The sequence below is a fragment of the Tistrella sp. genome (assembly GCF_002684955.1).
Taxonomy (GTDB): Bacteria; Pseudomonadota; Alphaproteobacteria; order Tistrellales; family Tistrellaceae; genus Tistrella; species Tistrella mobilis.
Genome location: NZ_NYWI01000014.1, coordinates 86705 through 102469 on the forward strand (window position 1 = coordinate 86705; position 15765 = coordinate 102469).

The 15765-nt window shown below is 66.7% G+C and carries 16 protein-coding genes; 5 read left to right on the forward strand and 11 right to left on the reverse strand.

The window, feature by feature from the left end; translation table 11 throughout:
• Window positions 1-25: 25 nt before the first annotated feature.
• Window positions 26-1390, reverse strand: a complete 1365-nt coding sequence (locus CMO28_RS03725; protein WP_296709780.1) for a lipopolysaccharide biosynthesis protein — start codon at window positions 1388-1390, stop codon at window positions 26-28.
• 108 nt (window positions 1391-1498) lie between these two features.
• Between CMO28_RS03725 and CMO28_RS03730 the strand changes: the two genes are divergently transcribed.
• From CMO28_RS03730 to CMO28_RS03750, 5 genes are read left to right on the forward strand one after another with little or no spacing between them, the layout of a single operon-like run.
• Window positions 1499-2023, forward strand: coding sequence for a hypothetical protein (locus CMO28_RS03730; RefSeq protein ID WP_197465183.1), 525 nt, complete (start codon window positions 1499-1501; stop codon window positions 2021-2023).
• Window positions 2020-4134 (forward strand): GumC family protein, encoded by a 2115-nt coding sequence (locus CMO28_RS03735; RefSeq protein WP_296709786.1) that lies wholly within the window; start codon window positions 2020-2022, stop codon window positions 4132-4134. The genes CMO28_RS03730 and CMO28_RS03735 overlap by 4 nt, the downstream gene beginning before the upstream one ends.
• Window positions 4125-4898 carry a polysaccharide biosynthesis/export family protein gene (locus CMO28_RS03740; RefSeq protein WP_296709788.1) on the forward strand — a complete coding sequence of 258 codons (774 nt, stop codon included), beginning with the start codon at window positions 4125-4127 and terminating at the stop codon, window positions 4896-4898. The genes CMO28_RS03735 and CMO28_RS03740 overlap by 10 nt, the downstream gene beginning before the upstream one ends.
• 19 nt (window positions 4899-4917) lie before the next feature.
• Window positions 4918-5712, forward strand: a complete 795-nt coding sequence (locus tag CMO28_RS03745; RefSeq protein WP_296709791.1) for a WecB/TagA/CpsF family glycosyltransferase — start codon at window positions 4918-4920, stop codon at window positions 5710-5712.
• Window positions 5713-5762: 50 nt separating this feature from the next.
• Entirely contained in the window at window positions 5763-7145 is a 1383-nt protein-coding gene (locus CMO28_RS03750; RefSeq protein WP_296709793.1) for a hypothetical protein, read from the forward strand.
• Window positions 7146-7151: 6 nt separating this feature from the next.
• On the opposite strand, the gene ureG is transcribed toward CMO28_RS03750, so the two are convergent.
• The 10 genes from ureG to urtC form a co-directional block, all read right to left on the reverse strand.
• Window positions 7152-7868, reverse strand: coding sequence for an urease accessory protein UreG (gene ureG, locus CMO28_RS03755; RefSeq protein WP_296709795.1), 717 nt, complete (start codon window positions 7866-7868; stop codon window positions 7152-7154).
• Window positions 7865-8620 carry an urease accessory protein UreF gene (locus CMO28_RS03760; RefSeq protein ID WP_296709797.1) on the reverse strand — a complete coding sequence of 252 codons (756 nt, stop codon included), beginning with the start codon at window positions 8618-8620 and terminating at the stop codon, window positions 7865-7867. The genes ureG and CMO28_RS03760 overlap by 4 nt, the downstream gene beginning before the upstream one ends.
• 7 nt (window positions 8621-8627) lie before the next feature.
• The gene (locus CMO28_RS03765; protein WP_296709800.1) at window positions 8628-9473 is read right to left on the reverse strand and encodes a hypothetical protein; all 846 of its coding nucleotides are present in this window, start codon (window positions 9471-9473) and stop codon (window positions 8628-8630) included.
• 111 nt (window positions 9474-9584) lie between these two features.
• Entirely contained in the window at window positions 9585-11294 is a 1710-nt protein-coding gene (locus tag CMO28_RS03770; RefSeq protein WP_296709802.1) for an urease subunit alpha, read from the reverse strand.
• A 4-nt stretch (window positions 11295-11298) separates the two neighbouring features.
• The gene (locus CMO28_RS03775) at window positions 11299-11634 is read right to left on the reverse strand and encodes an urease subunit beta (RefSeq protein WP_296709870.1); all 336 of its coding nucleotides are present in this window, start codon (window positions 11632-11634) and stop codon (window positions 11299-11301) included.
• A gap of 73 nt (window positions 11635-11707) precedes the next feature.
• Window positions 11708-12010, reverse strand: a complete 303-nt coding sequence (locus tag CMO28_RS03780) for an urease subunit gamma (RefSeq protein WP_014745245.1) — start codon at window positions 12008-12010, stop codon at window positions 11708-11710.
• A 67-nt stretch (window positions 12011-12077) separates the two neighbouring features.
• A complete protein-coding gene (locus CMO28_RS03785) occupies window positions 12078-13034 on the reverse strand; it encodes an urease accessory protein UreD (RefSeq protein ID WP_296709807.1) in 957 nt (318 codons plus the stop codon).
• An 18-nt stretch (window positions 13035-13052) separates the two neighbouring features.
• Window positions 13053-13748: an urea ABC transporter ATP-binding subunit UrtE gene (gene urtE / locus CMO28_RS03790; RefSeq protein WP_062764944.1), complete on the reverse strand. Its 696-nt coding sequence runs from the start codon at window positions 13746-13748 to the stop codon at window positions 13053-13055.
• Window positions 13749-13763: 15 nt separating this feature from the next.
• On the reverse strand, window positions 13764-14567 hold the full coding sequence (gene urtD, locus CMO28_RS03795) for an urea ABC transporter ATP-binding protein UrtD (protein ID WP_156503207.1): 804 nt from the start codon (window positions 14565-14567) through the stop codon (window positions 13764-13766).
• Window positions 14564-15649 (reverse strand): urea ABC transporter permease subunit UrtC, encoded by a 1086-nt coding sequence (gene urtC, locus CMO28_RS03800; RefSeq protein ID WP_322111290.1) that lies wholly within the window; start codon window positions 15647-15649, stop codon window positions 14564-14566. The genes urtD and urtC overlap by 4 nt, the downstream gene beginning before the upstream one ends.
• Window positions 15650-15765 lie beyond the last annotated feature (116 nt).

Sequence of the window (15765 nt, forward strand, 5' to 3'; positions counted from 1 at the left end):
TGAGATTCGGGGCGGAAGCAGATGATCAGGTCGTCGACGGTTGCCGGTTCAAAGCCAGAAGATGGCGGAGCGTCGCCGGCAGAGGGAGTGCCGCATAGGGGCGTGCCGCCGGCAGCAGCGAGGCCGCGACCATAGCGGCCCCCAGCCCCCCCTGTGCCGTTGCGATTGCGGTGGCGAGTGCTGCACCGGATGCACCGATCAGCGGGATGAAGCTGACGGACAATAGCAGAACCACCACCAGCTGCGCGAGATTGAGGCGCTGCAGGGTGCCGCCGTTGCCGGTCATGGCGAGCAGGACATCCTGCCCGGTATAGAGCGCGTTGATTGCCTGTCCGGCACCCAGGACCATCAGCGGCACCGCAGCCGTGGTGAAGCCGGGAGAGAGGATGGCGAGCAGCGTCTCGGGCAGCACGATCATCGCCAGGCAGACGAGGCCGCCGGTGACCGTGCCGATCAACTGGATCTGCCGGTTCAGATGACCGAGACCTTCCAGATCCCCCTTGCGATGCAGGGCGGCAAAGCGCGGGCTGGCGACGGTGCCGAGACTGACCAGCACCATCCAGACAAGCATCGAGATCCGCAGCGCCACACTGAACGCGCCGACATCTGCGGCGTCGGCCATCACGCCGAGAAGCAGGACCGGGACCGATACGATGGTCGCCTGGACCAGCTCGACCACCATAAGCGGCCAGGCCGTCGTCATCAGTGGCGGCATGTGCTCGACGGGGCCGGAGGCAGGCGTGTCGGTGCTCAGCGCTGCGTCGTTGCGGAACCGGGCGCGGTCGCGAAAGAAGATCAGCCCGGCGATACTGCCTGAGACCCAGATCGCAATGCCCATGCAGGTCACCAGGCTTGTGGCATCCTGCGCACCGGCAACCAGGGCGAGCACCGTCAGGGCTGGCCAGAAGGCGTTCTGCAGGAACTGCGCCCAGGTCGTTCGCCCGGCGCCGGCGAGTGCCGCGGTCAGCGTGAAGGTGACCGACATGCCGGCGACGGCGATCGAGGTGTGGACGAGCGCCGGCGCCAGGGCCGGATCGCCGAAGATGGTATGCGCCAGAGTGGCACCGCCAAGCCCGGTGGCGATACCCAGCACGAGCCCGGTCACGGTCACCCGTCCGACGCCGGCCAGGAGCGTCCGCCGCGCAGTGGCGCCCTGCGAGAGCCCCAGTTCAGCCCCCATATGGCGGGTGAGTGCCCGGTCGATGCCCATGCGCCCGAAGGTGGAGAACCAGCTGGACCAGGTGAGGCAAAGGAAAAACAAACCGGCTTCGGCCACCCCCAGAATACGCGCCGTCAGGAGATAAAGCGCCAGCTTCGCCACCACTTCAAAGCCTCGGACGCCGAACCCTGCAACCACAGGGCGCTGGAAGAAGAGGACGATCCGTTGCACCTGCCCATCCATCCGAGAGAGTGTGAAGACTGACGACTCGCGGAAACAGGCCGTCCCTGGCGCATTTCTGAAGTCTCTGCCAGTATACCCACTTCGTGGCCACAAGGCGTGCTTGAAGTCGTGGCGCGGGGCAAATATGCTGTGCTCAGCGAGTTCGAAGGCTGCAGCGTCCGCTCCATCGCCGTTCGTCGTCGATCTCTTGGCCGCATCAGACTGCGGAAAGTCTCTGGAGAAGACGTCTTGGGACACCGGGCGGGCAGGCGGATCCTTAGCGCGATCGTATTCACCGTTCTTGCCGGTCCGGCGGCCTTCGGTCAGGAGCTCCGTGCGGATGAGGATGACCCCTCGGTCGCAGCCATAAGGGCAAGCCGGCAACTGGATCCGCTCTATGAAATCCGCGAATACTTCCGACGTGAACTGCCTTTTGGATGGTGGGCCTCCGAGCCGGAGAAATTTCTTGGTGGATATCAGGTGACCTTGAACATTCCCAAAGATTGGGCCGGAAACCCTCATTCGGCGGCGATGAGCTATTGTCCAGATCGCACGAGTGAGATCTGGCAGGTGGTGCGTCGCCTGTATATTGAGACCCGATATCACGGCCTCAACTGGGCAGGTGTCGAATGTCGCTCGTGACGGGAAACGAGGCCGCGCGACGGCAGAGGCAGGGCACGGGGCAGGGGGCCTATACCCTGCGCGACCTGCTGATCGTCGCGTCCTACCATCGCCGGGTCATGATCGCGGTGTTCCTGGTGACCGTCGTCGGTGCCTGCGTCGCGGCATGGTTCAGCCCGATCCGCTACGAGGCGGAAGCGCGGCTTCTGGTCCTGTTCAACGCCGAGCAGTCCGGAAATCAGGATCTGGTCGAACGTCCGTCCATTCTGTCCATCGACGGCCTGAGGGCGACGGAGTCGGAAGTCGACATTCTCCGCAGTCGGACCCTGATCCGCGAAATGGTGCGCAAGGTGGGGGTTCAGACCCTGTTCCCGCATCTCGACGGCGAGGGACCACTCGGCTTCGGCAAGGGCGAGCCCGAGGATCAGCTGGTTGAACGCGCCACCGACCTGGCCGAGGCGCGCTTCCGGATCACTGCCCAGAGCGGTTCAAATCTGGTGCTGGTCGCCTTTTCCCATCAGGACCGGGCTGTGGCGATAAGGGCGGTCGACGAGTTGATCCGCGCCTATCTGGCGCGACGCGGCTCCATCTATGCCAATCCGCGATCGCCCTTCCTGGAACAGGAAGCCGAAAAGTTTCGCCTGCAGATCGACCAGCTGCAGCGAAACCTGGCCGATGCCAAGGCGAAGTATAAGGTCCTTAATCTGGAGCAGGAGATCCTTCTGGCGGTGAACCAGGAGGACAGCATCATTCAACGCAGGCGCCATGTGATGGAGCGGCGCGAAGCGCTGCGCATCGAGGTGGCGAATGCGCAGGAGCGGCTGGCCAAGCTTCCGGAACGGGTGTTCGACTTCACGGAACGGACGAACCGGACCGACAATGACGAGGCGCGAAACGCCCGTATCAAGCTGCAGCTTGAACGGGACCAGTTGCGGGCGCGCTATCAGGACAACCATCCGCGCCTGCAGGAGATCGAGCGCCAGATCAAGACGCTGGAACAGTTTCAGGAGAAGGAACGGCCGGTCTATTTTGCCGACCGGACCGTTCGCAATCCCGCCATCGCGTTCCTGACCAACCATCTGATCCAGATTCAGCTGGAAGAGGAGGCGACGGCTCGTCAGCTGGAAGAGCTGGAGCGTCAGCGTGAGGTTGCGCGCATGCGCATCGCGGAACTGCGCGAGGGCGAGCAGGTGATCGGCGACCTCACGCGCAGCCTGGACGTGGTCGACAAGCTTTATCGGCAGGCGCGGGAACGCGCTGAAACGGCCGGCCTGGAAGAGGCAGCTGCCGACGAACGGGCGTCGAATGTGCGCGTGGTCGAATATGCTGATGCACCTGCACGCGGAAGCAGCCAGGCGGCCAATCTGGTGGCGGCCGGTCTGTTCGGCGGCCTGCTTCTTGCCGCCGTTGCGGGGCTGGCGGCGGCCTGGAACCGCCGGGGATATCTCCTGCCGCTGGAGGTGGAGCGCGGGCTTGGGCTGCCGGTTCTCGCGACCTTCAACGAGGCCGGCGGCTTCGTGGGCGGTGGCGCCCAGGAGCAGATGATCTATTTCGTCGGGCGTCTGCTTGCGGGCCGTGAAGACGGCCAGTCGCTCAGATCGATTCAGGTCGTCTCCTCCGGTGAAACCGAAAACCGGGAGGGGTTCTCCAGGGCGCTGGCCACCGAACTGGCCGAAGGTCATGGCCGTCGGACGCTTCTGGTCGATCTCGATCGCGACGGCAATGGTCAGGCCGGCGCATTGCGCGCCGGGGATGCTGTTGAGCTGGGCGTCGACGGTATCCGGGCGGCGCCGACACGGATCCCCCGCCTTGACGTGACCGTGGATGCGGCGGGGTCGACCCTGGGGCGCATGCGTACCGAAGTGGGGGAGCTGGGCTCGCTGATCGAAGGACTTGCCGGCCGCTACGACTTCGTCATTGTCGATGCGCCGGCGACCCGGAACAGTTTCGTTGCCTTGCGGCTTGCTCCCGTCGTCGACGGCTCCATCCTTGTCGTACGTGCCGAACACACCCGCGCGCCGGTGGCCGGCAACACGCGCGATCAGATTCTGGATGCCGGCGGCGATATGCTTGGAGCTGTGGTGACCGGCCGCCGATTCCACATTCCGAGGGCGATCTATCGATGGCTGTGATGCGGATCGCAAGGAACTGGGGGCGGCTTCTGGCTGCCATGGGGCTGATGCTGATGCTTGGCGCCTGCGAGACCGGCCAGGCCATTCGTCCGGTCGCGGCGGACTCGCCCCTCGCCTCCGGCACCTATAATCCGATCGCCTTCGCCGACTGGACCGACGAATTGCCGCCCTATCGCATTGGCGAGGGGGACAAGCTCAAGGTCGGATTCTGGCGGACGCCGGAGTTCGATGAAGAGGTGACGGTCCGGCCCGACGGCTATATCTCGCTCAAATCTGCCGGCGAGGTTCTGGTGGCGGACCTGACCCCGGCCCAGGCCTCCGAGCGTGTGGCCGGCCAGTCGACGCGGATCCTGAGGGATCCGGACGTGAATGTCGCCGTCGACGACGCCATTTCCGCCCGGGTCTATGTCGGCGGCGACGTCCGTGCGCCGGGGGTGTATCGCATCGTCGGTCGCATCGGCGTTGCCGAGGCCCTGACTCTGGCGGGTGGCATCACGCCCAATGGCCGGATGAACGAGATCGTGCTGATCCGACGGGATCCACAGGATCGACCGATGATGCGCACCGTGGATCTGCGTGGGCTTCTGGAAGGCCGGTTGATCGACATTCCGATCGTGCAGGGCGACATCATCTTCGTCCCGCGCAGCCGGATTGCAGAGGTCAATCTGTGGGTCGCGCAGTTCATCGAGGGTGTCGTGCCGTTCCAGCGGGTCTTCCAGTATTCGATCACCCGCAACGACACGACGAAGAACACGCCGTTCTAGCGCAGGGAGGCACGACCGGATGACCGCCGAGACCGCCTCCACGCCGGCCGCGGTGCCGCGGATCGACTTTCTTGGACTGGAGATCAGCGATCTCGACTGCGACCCGGCCGCAGCCGTGATCGCCGCGCGGGATCCTGCTGCCGGTTTCGCCTATGTGGTCACGCCGAACGCCCAGCACATGGTCCGGCTGGCGCGTGGTGCGCCGGCGTTCGAGCATGCCTATGCGGGCGCTTGGCTGGTGTTGTCCGATGGCAATGTGGTCCGCCGCTTTTCCCGCCTGGTGCTGGGACAGGCACTGCCCCACGCCTCGGGAGCGGATGTGACCAGCCGCCTGTTTCACCATTATGTCCGTCCGGATGATGCCATCATGGTGGTGGGTGGCGACGATCGGCTCATGACGGCGTTGCGCAGCCAGTTCGGTCTGACCAACCTTCATCAGCATGTACCGCCGATGGGGTTCATCCGCGATCCGGCGGCGGTGGAGGCTGCGGTGACGGCGGTCCGGTCCCGGCCGGCGCGCTATGTCTTCATTGCCGTCGGGTCACCGCAATCCGAGCTGCTTGCACGGCAGATCGCGGATGCGGGCGGGGCGACCGGAACCGGGTTGTGCATCGGATCCTCTCTCCTCTTCGTCACCGGGCTGGTTCGCCGTGCGCCGGCCATCGTCCGCAAGCTCGGCCTTGAAGGCGGCTGGCGGCTGATGCTGTCGCCGGTGGGCCATTTCCGCCGGGTGTTTCACGAAAGCCTGCCCATCCTCGGCATCATCATCCGCGCGCGATTTGGTGGCCGCGGCATTCTGCAGCGACCGTCGTGAGAACCGGCGGCGGAAAGAAAGCGGTTCTGTCGCGCCGTCGCGGCCGGGTCGTGGCACCCGGCCCCGCTGTCGATGCGGCTATCTCCGCCGATCTGGCAGAGAGGGTCCTTGCGACCTCCGGGGGGGCGGACCGGTCGACCGGCCGGCTGGAGATCCTGCTGCTCGTCGCCGCATTGCCGATGTTCGGGCAGGTCTTCCACTACATCATCGACGCGGGGCCGTTCTATTATCTCTCGAAGGCCTGGCCGTTTCTGACCCTGCCGCTGGCACTCCACGGCGCCTTCCGGCTGAGCGGACGTCATCATCCGCTCTATGCCATCGTGCTCGGCTATGTCATCGGGATCACCCCGGCCCTGTCGATGCTCTGGCTGGGCAATGCCTTTATCGACGCGTTCGGCACGACGATCAAAGTCTGGCCGATCACCTATTATTTCAGCGTGCTCTCGACGCTGGCACTGCTGCGCCCGTCGCCGGATCTGCTGCGCCGGATCCTTCTGTCTTTCGGTGTGGCGACCTTCCTGCTGATGTGGCTGCTCTGGTTGATCGTGCCCCGCACGCACTATGCGGTGGATGCTACACAGAGCAAGCTGTTCATGTACGAACTGGAGCGCGGCTACCGCATCTACATGCCGATGGTCTTCGGCGTGCTCTCGCTGCTTTATCTCGTCCGACGGATGAGCGTCTCTCCGCGGCTGCTCTATGTGGCGCTGTATCTGGCCGGGCTGATGACGATGGTGCTCATCTTCAAGCAGCGGATCAGCATTCTGGCTCTGCTGCTGATCAGCGCCTGGGTGCTCTACCGCAATCTGCCCAAGCTGCTCCGATCGCTGGTGACGCTGGGGCTCGGGATCGGTGTGCTGGTCCTGGCGATCACGGTTCTGATCCCGGCGGTCGAGGCCCTGGAGAAGAGCCTCGGCAACTCGCTCTCGATCCGGGCCCGGTCGCTGTCCCTGGCATTCGACTACATGCTGGCGGATGTCTGGCGCTGGCTCTTCGGCGTGGGGTCGATCACCCGTTTCAGCGCGGTGACCCTTTTCGACCTGTTTGGCACCGATCACTTTTATCTGGCGGATATCGGCTGGGTCGGCATCGTCTTTGAATATGGCGTGGTCGGGGCGCTGCTGATCTTCGGTCTTTATGTGGCGGGGCTGCGCGACGCCTATGGCCGGCGGGCGCGGGCGCCCGAGCGGCAGCTCGCCGACCCGCGTGCCGAGGCCATGGCAGCGGCTCTCGGCGATTATGTGCTGTTCCTGCTGGCGGCGAGCGCCGTCTACTCGGCCGTCTTCACGCCGGGTGAACTCGCGACGGTGACGGCGCTTCTCGTCTATCTGCGGGGGTTCTGGTCGACCCAGGCCGCAATGGGGCCGCGCACGACACTCCAGCCGGACGAGCATGTCCCGGTGCCCGGCCGTGGTGGCGTCGTCCGGCTCTGATCCGTATCAGGCAGCGGCCTCGGCTCTGGCCGCCGCGACATCCAGCGGTGCCGCAGACGACACGCCCAGACGATCATCCAGCCCGCCCAGATCCAGCAGGCGGGCGATCAGGGCGTCGATGCCGGCGCCACTCTTCATATTTGTGAACAGGAAGGGGCGGCGGCCGCGCATGCGGGCGGCATCCCGCTCCATGATCCCCAGATCGGCGCCGACCAGGGGGGCCAGATCGACCTTGTTGATCACCAGCAGATCCGATCGGGTGATGCCGGGGCCGCCCTTGCGCGGGATCTTCTCGCCCGCCGCCACATCGATCACATAGACCGTGATATCGGCAAGCTCGGGCGAGAAGGTCGCCGACAGATTGTCGCCGCCGCTTTCGACGAAGATGAGCTCCAGATCGGGGAAGCGGGTGCTCATCTCCGCCACCGCTGCGAGATTGATCGACGCATCCTCGCGGATCGCAGTATGCGGGCAGCCGCCGGTCTCCACTCCCATGATCCGCTCTGGTGCCAGCGCACCGGCCCGCGTCAGGATCTGCGCGTCTTCCTGGGTGTAGATGTCGTTGGTGATCGCTGCGATGCGATAGCTGTCGCGCAGCCTGCGGCAGAGCACTTCGAGAAGGGCGGTCTTGCCCGAGCCGACGGGGCCGCCGACACCGATGCGCAAGGGCCTGGAACTGCGCTCAGGGGTGAGCGGGATGGGCGCGGGGGAGAGTGTGGTCATGAGCGGAACAGCCTGGAATAGAGGGTTTCGTGTCGAAGGGCGGCAATGTCAGCAAGAATGGCAGCCCCGCCGGGAGCGGCCTCCGGCCTGGCGCGGGCGGCGGCGGCCACGGCACCGATCACAGGCCCCAGCGCCGCCAGCACCCGCTGACCATCGGTCTGTCCCAGCGGCACCAGCCGGACGCCCGCCGAGACGAGATTGGCGGCAAAGGCGTGGACAAGGGCTTCGATCAGCATGTCTTCGGGCAGGCCGGCCCATCCGCCACAGGCGCCTGCGGCAACCGGCAGGGTGACGGGAACCTCCACCGCATCGAGCTGCGCCGTCAGGTCCGCGGCTTTGCCGAGCGCCCAGCCGCGCGCAACCGCGTCGAGGAACGACCGCCCCTGCTGGCGTGCCTCCAAGGCGCGTTCGCCGGCGGGGACCAGGGCGGATGAGACGATGGCGGTTTCCACAAGCCCGGCCATATCGCCGGCACGGGCCTGGCGGGCGGCGCGCACGGCGAAACCGGCATCCGTCCGCCCGGCCCCGAAGCGCAGGACGCCGTCGATCCAGGCGGCAAGCGTTTCTGCCGTGCCGACCGTGCCGTCTTCGACCGCCTGTTCCAGCCCGTGACTGTAGCTGAAGGCACCGATGGGGAAGCTGGGGCTGGTCCAGGCGAGCAGCTGGTGGAGGCCCTGCGCATCGGTCGAGACCGCACAAGCTGCGGGTCCGTCGGTCCATCCGTAGAGCAGGGCCTGTCCTTCGGCGGTCATGGCGGGATCAGTGGTGATGGCCGTGATCGGCATAGGCGCCGGGTTCAGGCTCGAAGGCATCTGCCGCCGGCAGCACACGCAGCCCCAGCGCGGCGGCGATCCGGCGGACCAGCGGTTCATCCGAGGCCCGGATCCGCCAGCCGTCCACCACCTGCACCGGCCGATGCCGGTTGCCGATCTGCCAGGCCGCACGGGCGGTGTCGGCACCGGTGCCGCCGACCAGATCGACCGCGGCGCTCGCCTTCATGGCATGGCCGTGGTCATGATGCCCGTGATCGTGATGCCCATGGCTATGACCGTGCTCATCCCCCGCCGCGATGCCGGCGGCCCCCAGGATCGGTTCCGGATCGAAGGGGGCGACGGTCTCCGTCAGATGCGCCCCCAGCCGGCCGAGCAGGTCGCGGGCAACCAGATCGCGGGAAATGCGCAGCCGCGGCGTGACGATATGGGTGGTGACGGCCAGCGGCACATGCCGGTTGCCCAGATGCCAGGCGATGCGGACGAGATCCCGCCGATCCGCGGTTTCGGCTTCGATCACCGCTTCGGGCGCCGCCCGGACCACCACATGGCCGCCCTGGTCCAGCATCAGCCGGTCACCATCGGCCAGCCTGACCGCCTCGCGCAGGTCCAGCAGGAAGGACCGGCCGTCATCGGTGGCAAGCCGGATCCGCCGGCGATGGCGGTCGGCATGCGGCAGGGTGATCGTGCCCCAGGCGGCATCCGGGCCCAGAACCGGCAAAGCAGCGGTCACCACCTGCACGGCCCTGGGCATGACCGACTGAGGGGCTTCGGGAACCAGGGGCGTGATCTTCTCGACGGCGGCGGCCGTGGCGGAAAGCTGGGTCATCTTCATGGGAACCGGTCTCCTGCGTGGCGACGCGATGCGGCTGTCGCATGCGGATCGTGCATCGGGACGGGGGGTTTGATCGGTGATCTTTCGGTGTGTCTCCCTGGAAAATCTGTGTCAGAAGAGGAAGTAGCGCTGGGCGAGCGGCAGGACCTCGGCCGGCTCGCAGGCCAGCACCTCGCCATCGGCGCGGACTTCATAGGTTTCGGGGTCGATCTCGATCACCGGGCAGGCGCCGTTGAGCGCCATCTGCGCCTTGGTGACCGTTCGGGTTCCACGCACGGCTGCAAGCCGCCGGCCGCCCGCCATCGCCTCAAGACGGCCGGAGGCGAGGGCAGCCCCAGAGACGAAGGTGAGGCAGGACGCCGTCCGCGCGGCCCCCATCGCCCCGAACATCGGCCGGTAGATCACCGGCTGCGGCGTCGGGATGGAGGCATTGGGATCCCCCATCGCCGCATAGGCGATGCTGCCGGATTTGAGCACGATGTCCGGCTTCACACCAAAGAACATCGGCTTCCAGAGCACCAGATCCGCCAGCTTGCCGACCTCGACCGACCCGACCTCGGCATCGATCCCGTGTGCACGGGCGGGGTTGATCGTATATTTGGCCACATAGCGACGGGCACGCAGATTGTCGTTGTCGCCGGTCTCACCCGCCAGGCGGCCGCGCTGCCGGCGCATCTTGTCGGCCGTCTGCCAGGTCCGGATGATCACTTCGCCCACCCGGCCCATGGCCTGGCTGTCGGACGAGATCATCGAGATGGCCCCCAGATCATGGAGGATGTCTTCCGCCGCGATGGTCTCGCGCCGGATGCGGCTTTCAGCGAAAGCGACGTCTTCCGGAATCGACGGGTCGAGGTGGTGGCACACCATCAGCATGTCGAGATGCTCGTCGATGGTGTTCACCGTATAGGGGCGGGTGGGATTGGTGGAAGAGGGCAGCACATTGGCGAGCCCCGCCACCTTCATGATGTCGGGCGCGTGACCGCCGCCGGCGCCTTCGGTGTGATAGGCATGGATGGTGCGGCCGGCGAAGGCGGCAATGGTCCGTTCCACGAAGCCGCTCTCGTTGAGCGTATCGGTGTGGATGGCCACCTGCACGTCCATCAGGTCGGCAACGGTCAGGCAGGTGTCGATGGCCTTGGGCGTGGTGCCCCAGTCCTCGTGAAGCTTCAGGCCGCAGGCGCCACCTTCAATCTGCTCCATCAGGCTTTCGGGCCGGCTGGCATTGCCCTTGCCCAGAAAGCCGACATTGACCGGCAGGTCGGCCGCCGCCTGGATCATGCGCATCATGTGCCAGGGGCCGGGGGTGACGGTGGTCGCGAAGGTGCCTTCCGCAGGCCCCGTGCCGCCGCCGATCATGGTGGTCACGCCGCTCGCGATGGCATCGATCGCCTGCTGGGGGGCGATGAAATGGATATGGGCATCGATGCCGCCGGCGGTCAGGATCCGTCCCTCGCCGGCGATGATCTCGGTGCCGGGGCCGATGACGATGTCGACGCCGGGCTGGATGTCGGGGTTGCCGGCCTTGCCGATCGCGGCGATGCGGCCGCTGCGCAGGGCGACATCCGCCTTGATGATGCCGGTATGGTCCAGAATCAGGGCGTTGGTGATGACGGTGTCGGCAGCACCGTCGGCGCGGGTGCGCTGTGACTGACCCATGCCGTCCCGGATCACCTTGCCGCCGCCGAACTTGACCTCCTCGCCATAAATGGTGCGGTCTTCCTCGACCTCGATCACCAGTTCGGTGTCGGCCAGACGCACCCGGTCGCCCACGGTCGGTCCGTAGGTGGCGGCATAGGAAACGCGATCGATCTCGCAGGCCATGGGTTCAACCCTCCCCGCCCTTGGGCGCCGCGGCGCCGAGTGTGCCCGACACCTTGCCGTCGAAGCCATGCACCACCCGGTCGCCCTGATACGCGACCAGGCGCACGCTGCGGGTCTGGCCGGGTTCGAACCGGACGGCCGAGCCGGCGGGGATGTCGAGCCGCATGCCCCAGGCAGCGGCACGGTCGAATGCGAGGCCGGTATTGGTCTCGTAGAAATGATAGTGCGAGCCGACCTGGACCGGCCGGTCGCCGGTGTTCGCAACCTCGATCTCTATGGTCGGGCGGCCGGCATTCAGGGTGATGACCCCGGCGGCGGGGATGATCGCGCCCGGCGCCAGGCCTTCGGCGTCGGGAGAGAACGGGGTATCCGCTGCAGCGCGGGGCGGGGTGGTGTCGGTCATCCTGGCCCCCTCAGCGGATCGGGTTGTGGACGGTGACCAGTTTGGTCCCGTCGGGGAAGGTCGCTTCGACCTGGATCTGTTCGATCATCTCGGGGATGCCCGGCATCACCTCGTCGCGGGTGAGCACCCGACCGCCTGCCGCCATCAGGTCGGCGACGCTGCGGCCGTCGCGGGCGCCTTCGACCACGACATCGGTGATCAGGGCAATCGCTTCCGGATAGTTGAGCTTCACGCCACGGGCACGGCGCTTTCGCGCCACTTCGGCCGCCATGGCGATCAGCAGTTTTTCCGTCTCCCGAGGGCTCAGATGCATGCGGCGGACGCTCCCTGGCCGTTCCCTGTATCGTTAAACCTGTCGCCTCTGGCGGGCGGATTTCCGTTCAGCCGCGACGGATGCGCGGCAAACGCGGTGGATGATGAAGAAGTTCCACCCGCGCCACCGCCCACAGCCGGTCGAAAACCCGCTTCAGACGGGCGGCATCGCCCCCAGCCATCCTCACCACCAGGCACCCGTCGACGAGACCGATCCCGACGATGGGACGGGTGAGGGCATCCGGATCCACAGCGGACCCTGTTGCATTTGATGCATGTTTCGTGCCGAAAGCCGGCTCCGGGCCTTCAGCCGCTTCCAGTTCCTGCCGCAACCGGTCGCGGAGGGCCTGGCCTGCAGCCTCTCCCGGGCTCCCGATTCCGCAGAATCCTGCGATTGCGGTCATGCCCCCCAGTGCGGAGGGGCTGGCGATGGCGGCGGCGAAATCCTCTTCCGCCAGGTCGAAGGCATCGGCCAGCACCAGCCTGCCTGCACGCTCGACTGCCCAGGCATCGCGCAATCGGGCGCTCCGGACGCTCTCGCCATGGGCAGTCCGCCCGAGCACGAGCATCTCACCGATGATGGCGCGGGAGGTCTGATCGGCAAGCACCAGCCGGGTGCGCCGCTCGAAACGCGCCTGATCGTAGATGATCGTTTCCTGGGGCAGCCACTCGAAGCAGGCGCCGCTGCCCACCCGGAACAGATTGTCGACGGTCGAAACCGGGCCGGTGGTGCGATAGACCCGCTCTGCCGCCTGCGGCATCAGCAGCAGCCGGGCTCCGTCCTCGACCGTCACGTCCAGCCCCAGCCGGTCGCCGCCCACGATACCGCCCGAGGTGCTGGTGACCACCACCATCGGCGGCTCGCCGGGTTCCGCATGGGGGAAGAGCGCCCGATAGGGCACCTGCTGGACAAGGTCGCGCAGGCCACGCCTGGCAGTCGGGGCGGGGCCCATCACCAGGGTCAGACGGCCGTGATCCAGGGCGGCACGCCGGGCACGAGCCGCATCGTCTTTGGGAATCTGCACCTTCGGGGGCTACCGGTATCAGACGGTGAGGTGGCGACGGATGTCGTCGTCGAGGGCTGCCCCGTCTCCGGCGGCGATCACCTCACCGCGATCCAGCACGATGAAACGATCCGCAAGCTCCTGGGCAAAATCGAAATACTGTTCAACGAGTACCACCGCAAGCCCCCGTTCCCGGGCAAGCAGCCGGATCACCCGGCCGATATCCTTGATGATCGAGGGCTGGATGCCCTCGGTCGGCTCGTCCAGGACCAGCAGCTTGGGGGCGGTGACGAGCGCGCGGCCGATCGCGAGCTGCTGCTGCTGGCCGCCGGACAGGTCACCACCCCGGCGGCCGAGCATGGATTTGAGCACGGGGAAGAGCGCGAAGATGTCGTCCGGGATCTTCCGCTCCAGCTTGCGCGGCCGGGCGGCGAGGCCGGTGCGCAGGTTCTCTTCCACCGTCAGCAGCGGAAACACCTCGCGGCCCTGGGGCACGAAGCCGATGCCGGACCGCGCCCGGTCATAGGGCGCGCGGCCGGCAAGATCGGCGCCATCCAGCCTGATGCTGCCGCCCGAGGGCTTCAGATGGCCTGTGATTGCGCGCATCAGCGTGGTCTTGCCGACACCGTTGCGGCCGAGCACGCAGGTGACCTCGCCGGCGCGGGCCTCGATCGAGACGCCCTTGAGCGCCTGGGCCGAACCGTAATGCACGTCCAGCGCATGAACGTCGAGCATGGGGGCAAGCCTCCGTCAGCGGCCGAGATAGACGTCCACGACCCGCTGGTCGGCCTGGACATGGTCGAGAGAGCCTTCGGCGAGCACCGAGCCTTCGTGCAGCACGGTCACCTTGCAGTCCAGATCGCGCACGAAGCCCATATCGTGCTCGACCACGATCACCGCATGAGACTGCGCCAGGCGCTTCAGCAGCACGGCGGTCTGCGAGGTTTCGGCATCGGTCATGCCGGCTGCCGGTTCGTCGACCAGCAGCACTCGCGGCTGCTGCATCAGCAGCATGCCGATTTCCAGCCACTGCTTCTGGCCGTGGCTGAGACGGCCCGCGGGTTCATGGGCGCGGTGGGCGAGGGCGATGTCCTCGAGAACCGCCTCGATCCGCGCGGCCTTGTCGGCGGTGCGCCGGAATTTGAGGGCCGCGAAGGGGCTGCGATCGCCGGCAAGCGCAAGTTCCAGATTGTCGACAACGGTATGGGTCTCGAAGACGCTGGGCTTCTGGAATTTGCGGCCGATGCCGAGGGTGGCGATGCGCGCCTCGTCGAGCTTCGTGAGATCGATCGAACCGTCGAGCAGGACCTTGCCTTTGTCAGGCCGGGTCTTGCCGGTCATGACGTCCATCATCGTGGTCTTGCCGGCGCCGTTGGGGCCGATCACGGCGCGAAGCTCGCCGTGATCGACCACCAGCGACAGCTCGTTCAGGGCCCGGAAGCCGTCGAAGCTGACGGTCACGCCATCGAGATAGAGGGCACTACCCCGGGGGCTGCGGGCGCCGTCGGGCGCGGTGCCGGTATCTGCCAGCAGGTCGGCGGTATGCACGGTCATCCGCGGTCCTCCGTGGCGGCGGGGGGAACGGCCTCGCGGCGGCGGCCGAAGGTGGGGAAGGCCGGCAGCCGGCCGACCAGCCCCTTGGGCAGGAACAGCGTCACGGCAATGAACAGCGCCCCCAGGGCGAAGAGCCAGAATTCGGGCAGGGCGCCGGTGAACCAGGTCTTGGCCCAGTTGACCGCGATGCCGCCGAGGGCGGCGCCCCAAAGCGTGCCGCGGCCGCCGACCGCCACCCAGATCACGGCTTCGATCGAGTTGGCGGGGGCAAACTCGCCTGGATTGATGATGCCGACCTGCGGCACATAGAGCGCACCGGCAATGCCGGCCAGCATGGCCGAGAGCACGAAGACGAAGAGCTTGTAGTGCTCCACCCGATAGCCCAGGAAGCGCACCCGGCTTTCGGCGTCGCGGATCGAGACCAGCACCTTGCCGAGCTTCGAGGTCACCACGATGCGCGAGAGCGCATAGGCGCCGACCAGGGCGATGGCGGTGGCGGAATAAAGCGCCACCCGCATCTCGGGTGCCTGCAGGCTGTAGCCGAACAGGTCCTTGAAGTCCGTGAGGCCGTTATTGCCGCCGAACCCCATGTCGTTGCGGAAGAAGGCGAGCAGCAGGGCGTAGGTCATGGCCTGGGTGATGATCGACAGATAGACGCCGGTCACTCGCGACCGGAAGCACAGCCAGCCGAGCACGAAGGCGAGCAGGCCGGGCACGACCAGCGCCATCAGAATGGCGAACCAGGCCATATCGAAGCCATGCCAGTACCAGGGCAGTTCCTGCCAGTTCAGGAAGACCATGAAGTCGGGCAGAACCGGGTTGCCATAGACGCCGCGCGGGCCGATCTCGCGCATCAGATGCATGCCCATGGCATAGCCGCCCAGGGCGAAGAAGGCGCCGTGGCCCAGGCTGAGGATGCCGCAATAGCCCCAGACCAGATCGAGGGCGAGGGCAAGCAGCGCATAGCAGAGATACTTGCCGAAGAGCGACACCATGTAAGACGGGATCGCCAGCGGATGCTCTGCCGGCAGCACCAGCGCCGAGATCGGCATCAGCATGGCGGAGGCCGCGATCAGCCCCATGAAGATCAGTCCGCCACGATCGCCGAGCAGGGCCAGGAGGATCGGCCGGCGCGGGCCGCGTGCCAGGCCGCGCGGGGCCTGGCGGGGAGCGGCAGCGGGTTCGGTGGTCGATGCCA

What these genes read in the sequence shown, in the direction of transcription:
- CMO28_RS03740 (WP_296709788.1), top strand. Translation starts at nt 4,125, where the DNA reads ATGGCTGTGATGCGGATCGCAAGGAACTGGGGGCGGCTTCTGGCTGCC.
- CMO28_RS03745 (WP_296709791.1), top strand. Translation starts at nt 4,918, where the DNA reads ATGACCGCCGAGACCGCCTCCACGCCGGCCGCGGTGCCGCGGATCGAC.
- ureG (WP_296709795.1), bottom strand. Translation starts at nt 7,868, where the DNA reads ATGACCACACTCTCCCCCGCGCCCATCCCGCTCACCCCTGAGCGCAGT.
- CMO28_RS03760 (WP_296709797.1), bottom strand. Translation starts at nt 8,620, where the DNA reads ATGACCGCCGAAGGACAGGCCCTGCTCTACGGATGGACCGACGGACCC.
- CMO28_RS03765 (WP_296709800.1), bottom strand. Translation starts at nt 9,473, where the DNA reads ATGAAGATGACCCAGCTTTCCGCCACGGCCGCCGCCGTCGAGAAGATC.
- CMO28_RS03770 (WP_296709802.1), bottom strand. Translation starts at nt 11,294, where the DNA reads ATGGCCTGCGAGATCGATCGCGTTTCCTATGCCGCCACCTACGGACCG.
- CMO28_RS03780 (WP_014745245.1), bottom strand. Translation starts at nt 12,010, where the DNA reads ATGCATCTGAGCCCTCGGGAGACGGAAAAACTGCTGATCGCCATGGCG.
- urtE (WP_062764944.1), bottom strand. Translation starts at nt 13,748, where the DNA reads ATGCTCGACGTTCATGCGCTGGACGTGCATTACGGTTCGGCCCAGGCG.
- urtD (WP_156503207.1), bottom strand. Translation starts at nt 14,567, where the DNA reads ATGACCGTGCATACCGCCGACCTGCTGGCAGATACCGGCACCGCGCCC.
- urtC (WP_322111290.1), bottom strand. Translation starts at nt 15,649, where the DNA reads ATGGGGCTGATCGCGGCCTCCGCCATGCTGATGCCGATCTCGGCGCTG.